Raw genomic sequence first — 17,754 nt, forward strand, 5'->3', positions numbered from 1 at the left:
ATGGGGGAGGGCCCGACGAGCCGCGGGAGGCCGACAGGTGTCGAGCGCAGCCGAGCAGGAGGCGGTGGAGGGGGTACGGGACGGGGTGCCGTCCTCCCCTGCCGTGGAACAGGCCGTCCGGCGGGCCGGGCCGGTGGTGTGGCCGGGCGCGCCGACACCGCTGGGGGCGCGCTGCCGGGTCGGCCCCGACAGGGTGGCGGGCACGAACTTCGCGCTGTGGGCGGGCGGGGCGGAGGCCGTCGAGCTGTGCCTCTTCGACGGCGACGGCACGGAGACGCGTCTCCCGCTGACCGAGCTGACCCATGAGATCTGGCACGGCTTCGTGCCGGGGGTGGGGGCCGGGCAGCGGTACGGCTACCGGGTGCACGGCCGCTGGGACCCGTGGACGGGCGCCCGCTGGAATCCGGCCAAGCTGCTCCTCGACCCGTACGCGCGGGCCGTCGACGGCGACTTCGCTCTTCCGCCCGAGGTGTACGGGCATGTGCGCGACTGGCCGCAGCAGCATGTGGCCGACACCGTGCGGGACGAGCGGGACTCGGCTCCGTACGTTCCGAAGGGGGTCGTCGTCCAGGACGACGACGACTGGTCCGACGACCGCAGGCCCAAGACCCCCTGGCCCGACTCGGTCATCTACGAGCTGCACGTGAAGGGCTTCACCAAGCTCCATCCGGGGATCCCCGAGGAGCTGCGGGGCACCTACGCGGGGCTCGCGCATCCGGCGGCGATCGAGCATCTGGTGCGGCTCGGGGTGACGGCGGTCGAGCTGCTTCCGGTGCACCAGTTCGCGCACGAGGACCATCTGCTGCGGCGGGGTCTGCGCAACTACTGGGGGTACAACTCCATCGGCTACTTCGCCCCGCACGCCGGCTACTGCTCCTCGGGGACGGCCGGGCAGCAGGTCGGCGAGTTCAAGCGGATGGTGCGGGCGCTGCACGCCGCGGGGATCGAGGTCATCCTAGACGTGGTCTACAACCACACGGCCGAGGCGGGCGAGCTCGGGCCGACGCTGTCGCTCAAGGGGATCGACAACCGCGGCTACTACCGGCTGCAGTCCGACGCCCGCCGGTACGCCGACTACACGGGCTGCGGCAACACCCTGCACGTGGTGCAGCCGCAGGTGCTGCGGCTCATCACGGACTCGCTGCGGTACTGGGTGACGGAGATGGGCGTCGACGGCTTCCGTTTCGACCTGGCGGCGGCGCTGGCCCGGTCCTTCCACGACGTCGACATGCTCTCCCCCTTCCTCGCGGTCATCGCCCAGGACCCGGTGCTGCGCCGGGTCAAGCTCATCGCCGAGCCGTGGGACGTCGGCAACGGCGGCTACCAGGTGGGCGCGTTCCCGCCGCTGTGGACGGAGTGGAACGACCGCTACCGGGACGCGGTACGGGACTTCTGGCGCGGCGCGCTGCCCGACGTACGGGATCTGGGCTACCGGCTCTCGGGATCGAGCGACCTCTACGCCTGGGGCGGCCGGCGGCCCTACGCCTCGGTCAACTTCGTCACCGCACACGACGGCTTCACGCTGCGCGACCTGGTGACGTACGAGCGGAAGCACAACGAGGCCAACGGGGAGGGCAACCGGGACGGGACGAACGACAACCGCGCCTGGAACTGCGGGACGGAGGGCGACACCGACGACCCGCAGGTGGGCGCGCTGCGCCTGCGTCAGCTGCGGAACCTGCTGACCACACTGCTGCTCTCGACCGGGGTGCCGATGCTGGTGGCGGGCGACGAGATGGGCCGCACGCAGGGCGGCAACAACAACGCGTACTGCCAGGACAACGAGACGAGCTGGCTGGACTGGTCGCTGCCCGAGGACCCCGGCCGGGCCGAACTCCTCGCCCTGACGCGACGCCTGCTCGCCCTGCGCCACGAACACCCCGTCCTGCGCCGCCGCGCGTTCTTCTCCGGCCGCCCGCAGGGCGCGGACGGACTGCGCGACCTCGCCTGGTTCACGGCGGAGGGCGCGGAGATGACCGAGCACGACTGGTACGCGCCCGCGGCCACGCTCGGCCTCTACCTCTCGGGCCGCGACATACCGGGCCGCGACGCCCGCGGGGCCCAGGTCACCGACGACAGCTTCCTGGCGATCCTGCACGCGGGGCCGCGCCCGGTGGAGTACCGGCTGCCGGGCCCGCCGTGGGCGGCGTCGTACGAACTGGTCCTGGACACCGCCCTGGAGGACCAGTCCGAGGCCCCGGGGACGGTGCACCGGGGCGGCGGGACGGTGACGGTGGGGGCGCGGTCGGTGCTGCTGCTGAGGGTCGGGGGGTGAGGGCGGGTCAGGACCTGGCGGTGGTGACGTAGCAGGTGAAGTCGCCGGAGATCCTGTTGTCACCACCGGGGCTGTAGGACATGGACAGGTTCGGGTCCCCGTCGATCAGGAAGGTGTCACGGGGCTCGGCCTTCGCGGTCCACGCGGAGGGCGCCTTCCCGAACGCCGAGCGGCACTTGTTCCGTGCCTCCGTGTAGCCGTCCTCGTAGGTCAGCTCGGCCTTGGTCGTCTTGTCGACCGTGACCTGGCCGAAGACGCGCAGGTCGAAGCGGCCGGCGCAGCCAATGACCCGGACCAGGGACGCGGAGCCGAGCCCGGTGTCCTGGGAGGCGCAGGTGCCCGGCTTCACGTCATGGAGCGGGGTGAGCGCCTTCTCGGCGTCCACGGTGCCCGCGGCGGCGGACGCGGTCTGCTGTGGTGCGGCCTTGCCGAAGTCCGTCAGCGTGTAGGCGGCGCGCAGTTCGGTGACGTCCTTCAGCACGCCGTCCTTGTGGAGGGCGGAAAGTACGGGGGCGTAGTCGGCGGTCGCCTCGGTGAGACGGCCCTCCTTGTCGAGGCGGATCGTCAGGGGGATCGCGCCCGACTGGCCCTTGCCGGTGAGGACGGACACGCCGAGGTCTCCGGGGAACACCTCCGCGGCCCTGCGCGCGGCGGCGACCACCTCGTAGCGGCGGTTGCCGTCCTGGTCCACGGCGGGCTGCTTCTTCGGGTCGTCGGCCCCGGCGACGACGTCGGCGAGGGTGCCGCCGTAGGGAACCCGGTCGCCGGAGCGGCTCAGGACGGCTCCGGCCTTCTCGGTGAACGCCAGGGAGCCGGACGAGGTGTAGCGCAGCCAGCCCCCTCGCTCGGTCCGGTAGGCGACGGTGTTGCCGGTCACCTCGAAGGTCTGCTGGACGCGGTCTCCCGGGCGCCCGCCGAGCAGCGCCGCCGTCTCCTGGGAGACCTCGCGCGGCACGGTGACGGTGCGCACGGCGTCAGCGGTCTTCTTGCCGTAGTCCTGCGCGCCCGTCGTCCGGTCCTCGGCGGTGCCGTGCTTCGTCCGGTAGGTGAGCGTTAAGGTGAAGCGGGCCGAGCCGCTCTCCTCGGTGGCCTTGCGGGAGGCGCGGAGCTGATCGGCGAGCTTCTTGTCGTACACGGACTCGGCGGCCGGCTCGGCCGTGCCGCTCGCGCCGCCACCGGACTGACAGGCCACCAACCCCAGCAGCGGTACGACGGCCACGGCCGCTCTGTGGACTCCCTTGAGCCTCACGATGATCCCCACCCTCATGTGTCACATGTAGGCGGGGATCTTACGTCTACGCCGAGGTCAGCCGCGCCCCAGGGTGCCGCGGTCGTACGCCGTCGCGACGGCGCGGGGGGACGACCCGGGGCCGGCGTCGAGGTTTCGTGGGGAGGAAAACCGGATGAGGGATGTCAGTGGTGAACCGTAGGCTCGCTCGTGATGCCCGGAGAAGATGTAGTCGCCAAGAAGTCTGCCGTACGGACCCTGCTGCGCCTGTGGCCCTCTGTGCGCCCGGTGCGGGGGCGGTTGTTCACCGCCGCCGTGGTGGCGATCGTCGCCTCGTGTCTGTCGCTCGTCATTCCGCTCGTGCTGAAGTGGATGGTGGACGGGCCGGTCGCCGCGGGTGACCCCGGCGGTGTGTGGCTCGGGGCGCTGTATCTGCTGCTGCTCGGGATCGCGGAAGCGGTCCTCTTCGGGTTCCGGCGGTGGCTGGTGGCCCGGCCGCTGGCCGGGGTCGAGGCGCGGATGCGAGCCGATCTGTACCGGCGTCTGCAGCGGTTGCCGATCGCCTTCCACGACCGGTGGGCCTCCGGGCAGCTGCTGTCGCGCGGCACCACCGATCTGATGCTGCTGCGGATGTTCCTCGCCTTCCCTCTGACGTTCTTGCTGGTCAACGGCGTGACGATCCTGGCCGGTTTCGTCCTGCTGCTCGGCCAGGACTGGACGCTGGGGCTGGTGTTGCTCACGCCCGTCGTCCCGCTGGTGATCCTGTGCTCGCTCTTCGAGACGAAGTACGCGGTCGTCGCCCGGCGCGCCCAGGACCAGGTCGGCGATCTGACGACCGTGGTCGAGGAGAGCGTCCTCGGCATCCGGATCGTCAAGGGCTTCGGCCGCCACCGCAGCCAGGCGCTCGCCTTCCGGGAACTGGCCCGGCGGCTGCGCTCGACGGAGCTGGGCAAGGCCCGGCTGCTCGCCGGGATCTGGGCGCTCATCACGATCATTCCCGAGCTGGCGATCGGCGCGGCACTCGTGCTCGGCACCGTCCAGGTCGCCGACGGCAGGCTGTCGGCGGGCACGCTCGTCGCCTTCCTGTCGACGGCCCTCGCGCTGCGCTGGCCGGTGGAGTCGATCGGCTTCCTGCTCGCGATGAGCCAGGAGGCGGCGACGGCGACCGAGCGGTACTTCGAGGTGATGGACGAGCCTGAGGAGACGCCGGGCCCGCCGTCGGTCGAACCGGGGTCCCCGGACGGGGTGCGGTTCGAGAACGTCTCGTTCCGGTACCCGGACGCGGCCGCCGACGCCCCGCCCGTACTCGACCGCGTCGATCTGCACATCCGGCCCGGCGAGACCCTCGCCCTGGTCGGCGGGACCGGTTCCGGCAAGACGACGCTCACCGCCCTCGTACCGCGGCTGCACGAGGCGACCGGCGGGCGCATCCTGCTGGACGGCGAGGACATCACGCTCATGGAGCGCGAACGGCTGCGCGAGCTGGTGTCGGTGGCCTTCGAGGAGCCGACGCTCTTCTCGGCGAGCGTCGGCGAGAACGTCCTGATGGGCGCGACGGACGGGGCGGGCGAGCCCGAGCTGCGGCGCGCGCTGGGCGTGGCCCAGGCGGACGGCTTCGTGGCGGCGCTCCCCGAGGGCACGGCCACGCAGGTCGGCGAGCAGGGCCTGAGCCTCTCCGGCGGGCAGCGCCAGCGCCTCGCGCTGGCCCGCGCGGTCGTCGGCCGCCCCCGCTTCCTGGTCCTCGACGACCCGCTCTCGGCGCTGGACGTCCACACCGAGGCGCTGGTGGAGGCGGCGCTGCGCGAGGTCCTGCGCGAGACGACCGCCCTGGTGGTGGCGCACCGCCCGTCGACGGTGATGCTCGCGGACCGGGTCGCGCTGCTGTCGGGAGGCCGGATCGCGGCCGTGGGCACCCACCACGAACTGCTGCGGACCAACGCGGAGTACGCCTGGCTGATGTCGGGCGAGGGGAACGAGGACCGATGACCGATCCGACGACGACGGACAAGGCTGAGGCCGAGGCCGAGGGCAGGAGCGAGGCGGAGGCCGGGGGCGGGAGCGGGAGCGGGGGCGGGACCGAGGCGGGGGTCGGTGCCCGGACGGAGGCCGGGGCGGAGGCCGAGGCGGAGGCCGAGGCGGAGGCCGAGGCGGAGGCCGAGGCGGAGGCCGAGGCGGGGGTCGGTGCCCGGACGGAGGCCGGGGCGGGCGGTGACCCGTTCGACCGGGACGATCTGCCCGCGCCCGCCGGGGCCACCGGAGCGCTGCTGCGGTCGCTGCTCTCCGTGCACCGCGCGCGCGTGGCCGTCGCCGCGCTCGTGCTGCTGCTCCAGCAGGGCGCCGTGCAGGCCGGTCCGCTGCTCGTCGCGTACGCCATCGACCGCGGCGTGCCCGCCTTCCGGGACGGCGACTACGGACCCGTCGTGGCCGTCGCCGTCGGCTACCTCGTCTGCGCGGCGGCCTCCGGACTCCTCCAGTACGCCTTCGTCCGCGGCGCCGCCCGTATCAACCAGGACGTGCTGCTCGACCTGCGCGGCCGGATCTTCCGGCACGCCCAGGCGCTCAGCGTGGACTTCCACGAGCGGTACACCTCCGGCCGGCTCATCTCGCGGTCCACCACGGACGTGGAGTCCCTGCGCGAGCTGCTCTCCGAGGGGCTGCAGGAGCTGATCGGGGTCGTCCTGGCCTTCGTGTACATCGCCGCGATGCTGCTCTGGCTGGATCTCGGCATCGGCGCGGTCGCCGTCGCCTCCTTCGTACCGCTGTATCTGCTCGTACGGATCTACCAGCGGCGCGCGGCCGTCGTCTTCGCCGAGCGGTCCACGGCCATCGCGGGTGTGATCGTGAAGTTCGCGGAGACGATGAACGGGATCCGGCCGGTGCGGGCGTTCCGCAGGGAGCGGGCCAACGACGCCGAGTTCGCGGCCCTCAACCACCGGCACGAACGCAGCAACGGCGACGCGCTGTTGGAGATGGCGCGCTATGTCGTCGGCTCACGGCTCGTCGCGAACACGGCCGTGGCCGGGATGTGTCTGTGGGGCGCGTACCGGGTGGCCGAGGGGACGCTGGCGCTCGGTGTGCTCGCGGCGGCGGTGCTGTACATGCGGCGGCTCTACGACCCGATCGACCGGCTCGGCATGTTCCTCAACTCGTACCAGTCCGCGGCTGCTTCACTGGGCAAGATCGCGGGTCTGCTGGCCCAGGAGCCCGGTGTCCCGGAGGCGGCCGCCCCACGTGAGCTGCCGGCGGCGCGGTCCGGGACGCCGGGGCGTGAGGTCGTCTTCGAGGGCGTGCGGTTCGCGTACCGGACCGGTGGCGAGGTGCTGCCGCGCTTCGACCTGACCATCCCGGCGGGGCAGACGGTCGCGGTGGTCGGCTCGACGGGTGCGGGCAAGTCGACGCTCGCCAAGCTCCTGGCCCGCTTCTACGACCCGACCGAGGGGCGGGTGCGGCTCGACGGGGTCGACGTCCGGGAGCTCGCGACGCCCGAACTGCGCCGTGGCGTGGTGATGGTGACCCAGGAGGCGTTCCTGTTCTCGGGGACGGTCGCAGAGAACATCGCGATCGGGCGGCCGGACGCGACGCGGGCGGAGATCGAGCACGCGGCGAAGGCGATCGGCGCGCACGACTTCATCGCGGGGCTTCCGGACGGGTACGACACGGACGTACGCAAGCGGGGCGGGCGGATCTCGGCGGGCCAGCGGCAGTTGGTGGCCTTCGCCCGCGCCCTGCTCGCGGACCCGGCGGTCCTCATCCTGGACGAGGCGACGAGCTCCCTCGACGTGCCGGGGGAACGGGCGGTGCAGCGGGCGATGGACACGGTCCTCGCGGGGCGGACCGCGGTGGTGATCGCGCACCGGCTGTCGACGGTGGAGATCGCGGACCGGGTCCTGGTGATGGAACGCGGCCGGATCGTGGAGGACGGCCCGCCCGCCGCGCTCGTGGCCGGCGAGGGCCGCTTCGCGGGCCTCCACCGCGCGTGGCGGGACAGCCTGGTGGGCTGAGAGCCCTCCTGTGACTGTTGTGGGCAATCGTCCCGGAGGGACGGGTGGGCACAACAGTCACAAGAGCGGCGCCCGTTCAAGGGCCGTTCAGCCCGTGGCGCCCTGCTGCCCCGCAGCAGCGCCGAGGACAGGAGCGCTGCCGCCAGCATGACCGTCGCCGCCCCTATCGCTGCCCCGTTCAGCGCGTCAGTGAACGCGCCGCGTGCCGCGGCCAGGACCTCCGGATCGCCCGTCGCCGCCGCGCCGCCGAGGGTCTCACGGGCCGCCGCCGGGGCCGTGGCAGGCATCGCGGCGGTGTACGAGGCCACGCATCCGGTGATCTCCGCCTATGTCCAAGGAGTGGCCATGGCCGACGACTTGGAGGAGCAGGCCCGGCAGGACTCGGGGATCTCGGACGGCGAGTGGATGGAGCGGAACGAGCCACGCTACGACGCGATCCAGGGTGGGGGCGCGTACCCGCTGCTCAGCAGCCTGAGCGAGGGCGAGGAGTTCGACCTCGATCTCGAGCCCCTCTTCGAGTTCGGGCTCCTCGGAACGCTGGACGGCATCGCGGTCATGATCGGCGAAACGTCCGGTTAACGAACACGACCTTTCGGGCACCGGACGATTTCCGGCCAACTTATTGACGCGCTCCTGACAGATACCGGTCGCTGCTGCCACTCTCTCCCCGACTCGTATGAGAGTTCGTGCTCCACAGCTCTGTTTGCTCTGCCCGGTGGGCCCACCCAGTCCGCCGGTACCCCCCTCGCAAAGGAGTCTGCGTGAGATCCACGCCCAGCCGTCGCGCCACCGCGACCGGCGCTCTGATCGCTGCCGCCGCCATGCTCGCGGTCGGTGTCCAGTCCGGTGCCGCCACCGCGGCGGACGATCCCTGGACCGCCGCACCCGCGGCCCCGGCCGCGGGCAAGGTCAACCCGGGCAAGCTGCCGGCCGACCTCTCCCCCGCCCAGCGCACCGCGCTGATACGCGCGGCCGAGGCCGACAAGGCGGCGACCGCCAAGGAACTCGGGCTCGGTGCCCAGGAGAAGCTCGTCGTCCGTGACGTGGTCCAGGACCGCGACGGCACGACCCACACGCGTTACGAGCGCACCTACGCCGGGCTCCCCGTCCTGGGCGGCGACCTGATCGTCGCCGAGACCAAGGCCGGCACGACGCAGGGCGTCACCAAGGCCTCCCGCGCCGAGCTCAAGAACGTCGACACCGACGCCGACGTCACCCCGGCCGCCGCCGAGAAGCAGGCGCTGAACGCCGCCACCGCGGAGGGCTCCGAGAAGACCAAGGCCGACCGCGCCCCGCGCAAGGTCGTCTGGATGGCCCAGGGCGCGCCCGTCCTCGCGTACGAGACCGTCGTCGGCGGCATCCAGCACGACGGCACCCCGAACGAGCTGCACGTCGTCACCGACGCGAAGACCGGCGCCAAGCTGTACGAGTGGCAGGCCATCGAGACCGGCACCGGCAACACCCAGTACAGCGGCCAGGTGACCCTCGGCACGAGCGGCAGCGGCCCGTACACGCTGACCGACGCCGCCCGCGGCAACCACAAGACGTACAACCTCAACCGCGGTACGTCCGGCACCGGAACACTCTTCTCCGGCTCCGACGACGTGTGGGGCGACGGCACCCCGCAGAACCTGGAGACCGCGGGCGCCGACGCGCACTACGGCGCCGCGCTCACCTGGGACTACTACAAGAACGTGCACGGCCGGAACGGAATCCGCGGCGACGGTGTCGCTCCGTACTCCCGGGTCCACTACGGCAACGCGTACGTCAACGCCTTCTGGTCCGACTCCTGCTTCTGCATGACGTACGGCGACGGCTCGAACAACACCAAGCCGCTCACCTCGATCGACGTGGCCGCGCACGAGATGACGCACGGCCTCACGTCCAACACCGCCGGCCTGGTCTACAGCGGGGAGTCGGGCGGCCTCAACGAGGCCACCTCGGACATCTTCGCGGCGGCCGTCGAGTTCTACGCCAACAACGCCACGGACAAGGGCGACTACCTCGTCGGCGAGAAGATCGACATCCGCGGCAACGGCACCCCGCTGCGCTACATGGACAAGCCGAGCAAGGACGGCAACTCCAAGGACGCGTGGTACTCGGGCATCGGCTCGATCGACGTCCACTACTCCTCGGGCCCGGCGAACCACTGGTACTACCTGCTCTCCGAGGGCAGCGGCGTCAAGACCGTCAACGGCGTCACGTACGACTCGCCGACCTCCGACGGCCTGCCCGTCACCGGCATCGGCCGCGACAAGGCCTCGCTGATCTGGTTCAAGGCGCTCACCACCAAGTTCAGCTCGAACACCAACTACGCCGGTGCCCGTACGGGTACGGTCGCGGTGGCCACCGAGCTGTACGGCGCCGGCAGCGCCGAGGTGAAGGCCGTCGAGCACGCCTGGGCCGGCGTCAACGTGGGCTCCCGTCCCGGCGGCGGTGACCCCGGCACCGGCAAGGTCTTCGAGAACACGGCCGACGTGTCCATCCCGGACAACGGCGCCGCGGTGACCTCCACGGTCAACGTCACCGGTGTCACCGGCAACGCGCCGACCAACCTCGCGGTGGGCGTGGACATCATCCACACCTGGCGCGGTGACCTGGTCGTCGACCTCGTGGCCCCCGACGGCTCGGTCTACAACCTCAAGCCGTTCTCGTCCTCCGACTCGGCCGACAACGTGAAGGCCACCTACACGGTCAACGCCTCCAGCGAGGTCGCCAACGGCGCCTGGAAGCTGCGGGTCCAGGACAAGGCCGCGTACGACACCGGCTACATCAACAGCTTCAAGCTGACGTTCCCGTAAGCCCCGTACGCAAGACGCAAGACGACAGCAGCGGCAGGACGGACGCCCGGAGGGACTCGTTCCCTCCGGGCGTCCGGGCGTCCGGGCGTGGCCTTCTGCCGCTCCTTGGCCGCTGGTCTCGCTCGCCCTCGCGGTCGCGCTGAGCCTCGCCACCTCGCCACCTCGCCGGAGCTGTACACCCCGGCGTACACGCTCGCGCTGGCCGTCTTCGGCTATCTCGCCGGGCGGCGGCAGGAGCACACCCGGGCCGCGCCGGCGCTGTTCGCGCTCGTGGCGGCGGCCGGCTTCGGTCTCGTCCCGCTGGCGGACGGGAACGTCTCCCAGGGCTTCACCGTCGTCCTGGTCCTCGCGCTCGCCATCGTCGCGCCCTGGCTCACGGGCCGGTACGTACGCCAGTACGCGCGGCTCGTCCGGGCGGGCTGGGAGCTGGCCGAGCGCATGGAGCGCGAGCAGGCCGCCGTCGCCGACCGGGAGCGGCTGCGCGAACGGTCCAGGACCGCGGGCGACATGCACGACTCGCTCGGCCACGACCTCGCCCTGATCGCTCTGCGGGCGGCGGCCCTGGAGGTCGATCCGGAGCTGGGCGCCCGGCAGCAGGCGGCGGCCGGGGAGCTGCGCAGGGCGGCCGGCGGCGCCACGGACCGGCTGCGGGACATCATCGGCGTGCTGCGCGCGGGCGAGGAGGAGCCCGGCACCCCGACGACCCCGGCCGGGGAGACCGTCGAGGAGGTGGTGGAGCGGGCTCGCGCCTCGGGGCTGCGGGTGGAGCTGACGACCGGCGGTACGCGCGCCGAGGTCCCGCCGGTGGTCGACCGGGCAGCCCACCGGATCGTGCAGGAGTCCCTCGCCAACGCGGCGAGGCACGCGCCGGGCGCGGCCGTCCGCGTCGTGGTGGAGCGGACCGGAGCCGACACCCTCACGGTGATGGTGGTCAACGGCGCGGGTACCGGTGGCGCCCCGGTCCCGGGCGGCGGCACCGGCCTCGTCGGCCTGGACGAGCGGGTGCGGCTCGCCGAGGCCGGCTGTCCCACGGGCCGGACGGCGACGGCGGGTTCACCGTACGGGCGGTCCTGCCGCTGAGGCCCGGTGCGGCCACCGCCGCGCCGCCCGCCGCGCCCACCTCCGTACGGGAACGGGACCGGGCCACGCGGGAGGTGCGCCGCGGGCTCGCGCTGGTCGCCGCGCTCGGTCTGGTGATGCTGGTGTTCTGGCTGTGGACGCAGTCCCGGTCCTTCCTGGACCGGGACGACTACGACGCCCTGCGCGTCGGCGAGCCGCTCACCGCCGACGCCGTACGGCTTCCTCCGCATCCCCTGGACGGGCCGCCCGCCGGAGCCCCGCCGGAGCCCCGCCGGAGCCGCCCGGCATGGACCGGTGTCTGTACTACCGGGTGAGGATGACGGGCGGCTCGCCGACAAGGCGCAGGTGGGGTGAGAGGGCGTCAGTTCGGGTTCTGGGCGTGGGTCAGGGTCTCCCAGGACACGAAGTAGTTGTCCGTCCCTGAGGGCCGGTGCGCCTCGGTGTAGATGCCCGTGTTCGTCATGGAGATCCCCATGCGGCCGTGCAGGGCGTTGTAGCCGACCTCGGTGACCCTGCCGAGGCCGGGCTTCACCGTGCCGCCGCACAGCCAGGACGGGACGGCCGTGCCGTTCTCGTACTTCGTGTGGAAGCCGAGCGCGTGCCGCAGCCGCTCCGAGACCTGGGGGTAGAGGTCGGCGCCCTGGATGCGGCTGGTCTCGGCGGTGTGGACGGCGGCGGCGAGGCCCCAGCCGGTGTGGCCGAAGTCCCGGCAGGTCTCCTGGGAGAGGCCGTCGACGAAGGTGGTCTGGCCCTGCCAGTACTTCACGATCTCGTCGCGGGTGTCGATGCTGCTGTTCGGCGGCGGCTTGGGGGTGGAGCCGTCGGTGGCCAGGTAGACGTACGCGGGGACTCGGCCGAGGTAGGTCGAGACGGCCTTGTCGTAGGCGGCCCGGTCCTCCAGGTGGACGGCGATGCCGAGCGCGGCCTCGGTCATGATGAGTTCCCAGTTGCCGTTCTTGGTGGCGGCGCCGTTGATGATCTCGGGGAGGTAGACGGTGCGCAGCATCGTCGCGAAGCGGCCGGAGTCGGGCCAGCCCCCGGTGTAGGTGTACTTGATGATCTCGGCGGCCCGCGGCCAGGAGGCGCCCGCCCAGCCGGTCTGGAGCGGTGCGTTGGTGTTGGTGTGGTCCTTGATCACGGCCGACCAGGCGTCCATGATCTCGATCGCCTTCCGAGCGTGCCGGGCGTCGCGGGTGATGTACCAGGCGAGGGCCTGGGTGTAGGCGGCGACCGCGTCCTGCCGCTCGTCCGTGCAGCCGTAGTTGGGGTTGGAGGAGGAGCCGCACTCGACGATCTCGCGGGGCTTGGGCGCGCGGGTCAGCGAGGCGTACGAGCTCGCCATCATCTGGTCGTACGCGGCCTTCCAGGGCTGCGCCCCTGCCTGGACCTTCGACCGTACGAAGTCGAGCTGGGGCCGGGACACGAGGACGCCGGGGTGGGTGAAGGTCGCGGGGGCGGCGGCTTGTCGGGGTCCGGCCGCGGGTCCGGCCGCGGGTCCGGCGGCGGGTCCGGCGGCGGGTCCGGCGGCGGCCGTCGGGACGACAGTGACGGCGACGGCCGCCGCCAGGGCGAGGACGAGGGTGTGGACCAGGGCTCTGAGGCGCATGTGGGGGGTGCCTTCCGTTCCTGTATGTGAACGACGGGCGGAGGAATGAACTCCGCGTCGAGCGTGGAACTTAGAGGCACCCCATGGACACGTCAAGGCCCTGGTCCATACCTTTCGCCGGCTGTCAGCGCATCAGAACGCCCGCCCCCTCCCCCGTCGCCTCCACCGGCAGCGTCACCAGGCCCAGCTCGGCCGCCGAGGCGAGCAGCGGGTGGGAGGGCAGCACACGGACCGTGCAGCCGAAGGGTCCCGTACGGTCCAGGACCAGCGAGCCCTCATAGGGCCAACGGCCCTCCAGGTCCGGGCCGCCCGCCGGCTTCAGGGCGCACACCCGCGCGTCCACGAGGGCGTCGTCGGGGCTGACCCGGCCGGCCAGCGCCTGCACCTCCACGTCGTCCGGGCGCAGCTCGCCGAGCGTCACCCGCACCCGTACCGCCGTCGTCGTGCCGAGCTCCGCGTCCGCCAGGTCCTCGCCGAGCTCGCCGATCTGGATGTGGTCGATGGCGACCTTGGGCCAGGCGCCCCGCACCCGGGACTTCCAGTCCGCCAGGTCCCGCGCGGTGTCCGGGACCAGGGCCCGGTGGGCCAGGGCCGCCGGGGCGTACAGCCGCTCCACGTACTCGCCCACCATGCGGTCGGCGAGCACCTTCGGCCCGAGGTCGGTCAGGGTCCGGCGGACCATCTCGGTCCAGCGGGCCGGCACCCCGTCCTCGCCCCGGTCGTAGAAGCGGGGCGCGACCCGGCGCTCGATCAGCTCGTAGAGCGCCGCCGCCTCCAGATCGTCGCGGCGCTCCTCGTCCGTCGCCGCCCCGTCGGCGGTGGGGATGGCCCAGCCGAAGTCCGGCTCGAACCACTCGTCCCACCAGCCGTCCAGGACGGAGAGGTTGAGACAGCCGTTCAGGGCGGCCTTCATCCCGCTGGTCCCGCAGGCCTCCAGGGGGCGCAGCGGGTTGTTGAGCCAGACGTCGCAACCGGGGTACAGCGTGCGCGCCATGGCCATGCCGTAGTCGGGCAGGAAGACGATCCGGTGCCGCACCCGCGGGTCGTCGGCGAACCGCACCAGCTCCTGCACCAGCCGCTTCCCGCCGTGGTCGGCGGGGTGCGCCTTGCCGGCCACGACGAGCTGGACGGGCCGCTCCGGGTGCAGCAGCAGCGCCCGCAGCCGGTCGGGGTCGCGCAGCATCAGCGTGAGCCGCTTGTACGAAGGGACCCGGCGGGCGAACCCGATGGTGAGCACGTCCGGGTCGAGTACGGAGTCGGTCCAGCCGAGTTCGGCGGCTCCGGCCCCGCGCTGGCGCCAGGAGGCCCGCAGCCGTTCCCGTACCTCGGTCACCAGCTGTTCGCGCAGGGTCCGCCGCAGCTCCCACAGCTGCCGGTCGTCGGCCCCCTCCGCGCCGCGGGCGGCCTCGGGCGCGGTCCACGTCGGCGCGTGGACGCCGTTGGTGACGGAGGTGATCGGCACCTCGTCCGGGTCGAAGCCGGGCCACAGGCCGGCGAACATCTCGCGGCTGACGGCCCCGTGGAGGGTGGAGACGCCGTTGGCGCGCTGCGCGAGGCGCAGGCCCATGGCGGCCATGTTGAAGAGCCCGGGTTCGCCGCCGAGCGGGGTCTCGTCGCCGAGGGCGAGGATGCGGCCGGTGTCGACACCGGGGAGCTCCGCGTCCTCGCCGAGGTGACGGGCGACGAGGCTCCGCTCGAAGCGGTCGATGCCGGCGGGGACGGGCGTGTGGGTGGTGAAGACGGTCCCGGCGCGGACGGTCTCCAGGGCGGCGCCGAAGTCGAGCCCGCCCCGCTCCTGGAGCTCGCGGATGCGTTCGAGGCCGAGGAAGCCGGCGTGGCCCTCGTTGGTGTGGAAGACCTCGGGCGCGGGGGTGCCGGTGAGCCGGCAGAAGGTGCGTACGGCGCGGACGCCCCCGATGCCGAGGAGCATCTCCTGGAGCAGCCGGTGCTCGCTGCCGCCGCCGTACAGCCGGTCGGTGACCTCGCGTTCGGCGGGCGCGTTCTCCTCGACGTCGGAGTCGAGCATCAGCAGCGGTACGCGGCCGACCTGCGCGGTCCAGATGTGGGCGTGCAGACTGCGGCCGCCGGGCAGGGCGAGGGTGACCCGGGCGGGTGTGCCGTCGTTCTCGCGGAGCTGGGTCACGGGCAGCTCGCCGGGGTCGAGGACGGGGTAGTGCTCCTGCTGCCAGCCCTCGCGGGAGAGGGACTGGCGGAAGTAGCCGTGCCGGTAGAGCAGGCCGACGCCGACGAGCGGGACGCCGAGGTCGCTCGCGGCCTTGAGATGGTCGCCGGCCAGGATGCCGAGGCCGCCCGAATACTGCGGCAGGGCGGCGGTGACCCCGAACTCGGGCGAGAAGTACGCGACGGACGCGGGCAGGTCCCCGCTCTGCTCCTGGTACCAGCGGGGGGCGTGCAGATAGTGGTCGAGGTCCTCGGCCGCGGCGCGCAGCCGGGCCAGGAACTCCTGGTCGGCGGCGAGGGCGGCGAGGCGGGCGGCGGAGACGGAGCCGAGCAGCCGGACGGGGTCGGAGGTCCGGCCCTGGGCGGGGTCGACGGCGTCGAAGAGCTCGCGGGTCGGCTCGTGCCAGGACCAGCGCAGGTTCCGCGCCAGTGTGGTGAGAGGTCGAAGGGTGTCGGGGAGGACGGGGCGCACGGTGAATCGACGGATTGCCTTCACGTGTTCCACCTTCGCAGGGGAGTACGGAGCGGAGCGGACGCACCACGCTGTGCATCCCGGCGGTACATCCCCCGAAGGTATGCCACCCCGCCCTCCCGGGCCACGGCGCGCGGGGGTCGTGCCGCGGCCCGGGAGGGGCGTCAGCGCGGCGCGCCGGGGGACGGCTCGTCGCGGGTTCCCCCGTACGGGGAGCCCTGGTTGACGACGGCCGGGTCGCAGGCGCCGCCGGCCGGGTCGGGGGCGGTAATCACCTGGCGGGGCCGGTGCGCCGGCTCGATGACGACGTGCGGCCCCGCGAGCTGGAGCCCGGCGGTGAGGCCCGCGATGCCGCCGGCGGCGACGACGATGTGGAGGAGCTCTCTGCCGTACGGGGCTCCGGGCCGGTCGTGGCTGGTCATCGGGTCCCGGCCCTCTGACGAGTGCCGCCCGTCGCGCGGTACACCATCGTCTCGTTGTCCCGGGTCAGATCGAGGACCGAGCGCAGCAGGGCGACCGGGGCGCCGCCGCTGCCCGCCTCGTACAGCCGCAGGTCGTCCCGGTAGGCGGCCTTGCGGGCCAGGCCGATATGGCGGGCGCGGAAGGTCCTGAGGATCTTGAGGACCCGGCCGAGCGCGTGGGCGGAGGCGGCCAGTTGCAGAGGCAGCCGCTCGACGGTCTCCCAGCTGACGGCCGCCGAGAGCTTGCTGACGGCGGAGACGCCGCCGGCGTGCCGGGCGTGGAAGTCCCGCCAGGACGGCAGGCTGTACGGGACGGAGTCGGCGAGGAACGCGTCGTACGCGGGGGCCGAGCGGTCGCACTGCCAGAGCGTCAGATCGACCGGCCAGAGCGGGACCTGGGTGGCGGCGGGACCGAGGTAGGCGCGCCCGGCGACGTCGATGTCCTCGAAGTACGGGCGCAGGGTCAGCGCGAAGAACTCCGGGGTGACGCGGGCGATCGTGAAGTCGATGGAGTCGACCATCGACTGGAGGTGGTGGGCGATGCGGTCGAGGGCGACCGCGAAGCCGGGGTCGTACGGTTCGAGCCTGGCCAGCCGGGAGCAGGTGTCGAGGGCGGCGACGAGGCCGGGGAACGCCATCCGGACGGCCTCTTGGAGGTGGGCCTCCATGGGGTGTCCGGTGTACATCCGCCGGCGCGAGCCGGTCGGGTTCCAGATCGTGTAGTGGTGCACGGTGTCGCGGGGCACCATGTCGGTGCGGCGGCTGAGGAGTTCGAGGACCGGGAGGATCTCGGGGACGGCGGCGACGGGCTCGGTGCCGTGACGTTTCAGCGAGCCGAGCAGGATGCCGAGGTCGCGCATCGCGGCGAGCGCGTCGACCACGCTCCACTCGGCGGCCCGGTCCAGGTCCGGGACGAGGGTGCGCAGGGCCACCGTGAGCGCGGGCACATCGGCGCCGGCGTTCATGGCGGGCAGCGCGGCGAGCAGGGCGTCGGCGCCGAGCGGGTCGGCGGCGCGTATGTCGGCTGTGCGGTAGCGCGGGTCACCGCATTCTTCGAGCCGGGGCGCGACAAGGTCGTACAGGGCCAACGGAATGCCCCTTCTGGTCGGGGGCGGGCTCGCCTCCGGGGCGCTGTGTGCGGACATCGCCGGTCGAACTCCCCCTACGCCCGAAGGGCGTGGGAGGTGCCCCCGCTCGGGCCCCGCGTTCCCCGGGACCTACGCGCGTTCTCCCTGTCGACGCCCGCGCACCCCTTCGGCTCACTCGCCGGGGTCTACGTGGTCACCGTGGTTCAGCCACTCGCCCCGGCGTGGCGGCGCCGTTGTGGGCGTAGGCAGCAGCAAGCGTACGGAGCTCCCCGCGCCGAACGCGCCGAAGCCCCCGCCACCGACCGGACCGGGTCCGAAACCCGCCGGTCCGGGCCGCCGTGGTGGCCACTTCGGTACGGGTGGTACCCCCCGGGCGCGGCGGCGAAGCTGGCCGCTCTGGCCACCGTGGAGTCGGGGTACGGCCGCGGGAAGCTATAATTCGCCTTCACACAATCCTTGTACGCCGGGCGCACGCAGCCCGAAACGAGAACGGGCGTGCCCTGGAGTCGTGGGCGAGGTCAGGGAGACCGGCGAAGGAGGCGTCCCGCCCGGGGAGCCAGA

General features: G+C 72.8%; 11 protein-coding genes. 6 read left to right on the forward strand and 5 right to left on the reverse strand.

Going from position 1 to position 17,754, the window contains the following annotated elements; genetic code table 11:
* Positions 1–37 precede the first annotated feature (37 nt).
* Positions 38–2,275, forward strand: coding sequence for a glycogen debranching protein GlgX (gene glgX / locus FDM97_RS27745; RefSeq protein WP_432816251.1), 2,238 nt, complete (start codon positions 38–40; stop codon positions 2,273–2,275).
* 7 nt (positions 2,276–2,282) lie between these two features.
* Here the strand turns inward: glgX and FDM97_RS27750 are convergent, their stop codons facing one another.
* Complete coding sequence (locus tag FDM97_RS27750) at positions 2,283–3,524, reverse strand: hypothetical protein (RefSeq protein ID WP_175439255.1); 1,242 nt, start codon at positions 3,522–3,524, stop codon at positions 2,283–2,285.
* A 192-nt stretch (positions 3,525–3,716) separates the two neighbouring features.
* Here FDM97_RS27750 and FDM97_RS27755 point away from each other — a divergent pair, with 192 nt between their 5' ends.
* The 5 genes from FDM97_RS27755 (at position 3,717) to FDM97_RS27775 (ending at position 11,385) form a co-directional block, all read left to right on the forward strand.
* Positions 3,717–5,489, forward strand: a complete 1,773-nt coding sequence (locus FDM97_RS27755) for an ABC transporter ATP-binding protein (RefSeq protein WP_137993246.1) — start codon at positions 3,717–3,719, stop codon at positions 5,487–5,489.
* The gene (locus FDM97_RS27760) at positions 5,486–7,504 is read left to right on the forward strand and encodes an ABC transporter ATP-binding protein (protein ID WP_254705776.1); all 2,019 of its coding nucleotides are present in this window, start codon (positions 5,486–5,488) and stop codon (positions 7,502–7,504) included. Before FDM97_RS27755 ends, FDM97_RS27760 begins: the two co-directional genes overlap by 4 nt.
* 189 nt (positions 7,505–7,693) lie before the next feature.
* Entirely contained in the window at positions 7,694–8,083 is a 390-nt protein-coding gene (locus tag FDM97_RS27765; RefSeq protein WP_137993247.1) for a TetR/AcrR family transcriptional regulator C-terminal domain-containing protein, read from the forward strand.
* Between the two features lie 182 nt (positions 8,084–8,265).
* Positions 8,266–10,305, forward strand: coding sequence for a M4 family metallopeptidase (locus tag FDM97_RS27770; protein ID WP_137993248.1), 2,040 nt, complete (start codon positions 8,266–8,268; stop codon positions 10,303–10,305).
* Positions 10,306–10,410: 105 nt separating this feature from the next.
* Entirely contained in the window at positions 10,411–11,385 is a 975-nt protein-coding gene (locus FDM97_RS27775; protein ID WP_254705777.1) for a sensor histidine kinase, read from the forward strand.
* Positions 11,386–11,746: 361 nt separating this feature from the next.
* Here FDM97_RS27775 and FDM97_RS27780 read toward each other — a convergent pair whose 3' ends face one another.
* The 4 genes from FDM97_RS27780 to FDM97_RS27795 all read right to left on the reverse strand — a co-directional run bounded on the left by FDM97_RS27780 (position 11,747) and on the right by FDM97_RS27795 (position 17,193).
* Positions 11,747–12,991, reverse strand: coding sequence for an alginate lyase family protein (locus FDM97_RS27780; RefSeq protein ID WP_137993249.1), 1,245 nt, complete (start codon positions 12,989–12,991; stop codon positions 11,747–11,749).
* A 124-nt stretch (positions 12,992–13,115) separates the two neighbouring features.
* A complete protein-coding gene (glgP, locus tag FDM97_RS27785; protein WP_137993250.1) occupies positions 13,116–15,668 on the reverse strand; it encodes an alpha-glucan family phosphorylase in 2,553 nt (850 codons plus the stop codon).
* 140 nt (positions 15,669–15,808) lie between these two features.
* Complete coding sequence (locus tag FDM97_RS27790; RefSeq protein WP_137993251.1) at positions 15,809–16,066, reverse strand: hypothetical protein; 258 nt, start codon at positions 16,064–16,066, stop codon at positions 15,809–15,811.
* On the reverse strand, positions 16,063–17,193 hold the full coding sequence (locus tag FDM97_RS27795) for a monodechloroaminopyrrolnitrin synthase PrnB family protein (RefSeq protein ID WP_254705778.1): 1,131 nt from the start codon (positions 17,191–17,193) through the stop codon (positions 16,063–16,065). Before FDM97_RS27795 ends, FDM97_RS27790 begins: the two co-directional genes overlap by 4 nt.
* Positions 17,194–17,754 lie beyond the last annotated feature (561 nt).

This window comes from Streptomyces vilmorinianum (assembly GCF_005517195.1).
GTDB lineage: Bacteria > Actinomycetota > Actinomycetes > Streptomycetales > Streptomycetaceae > Streptomyces > Streptomyces vilmorinianum.

What these genes read in the sequence shown, in the direction of transcription:
- FDM97_RS27790 (WP_137993251.1), bottom strand. Translation starts at nt 16,066, where the DNA reads ATGACCAGCCACGACCGGCCCGGAGCCCCGTACGGCAGAGAGCTCCTC.
- FDM97_RS27760 (WP_254705776.1), top strand. Translation starts at nt 5,486, where the DNA reads ATGACCGATCCGACGACGACGGACAAGGCTGAGGCCGAGGCCGAGGGC.
- FDM97_RS27780 (WP_137993249.1), bottom strand. Translation starts at nt 12,991, where the DNA reads ATGCGCCTCAGAGCCCTGGTCCACACCCTCGTCCTCGCCCTGGCGGCG.
- FDM97_RS27755 (WP_137993246.1), top strand. Translation starts at nt 3,717, where the DNA reads ATGCCCGGAGAAGATGTAGTCGCCAAGAAGTCTGCCGTACGGACCCTG.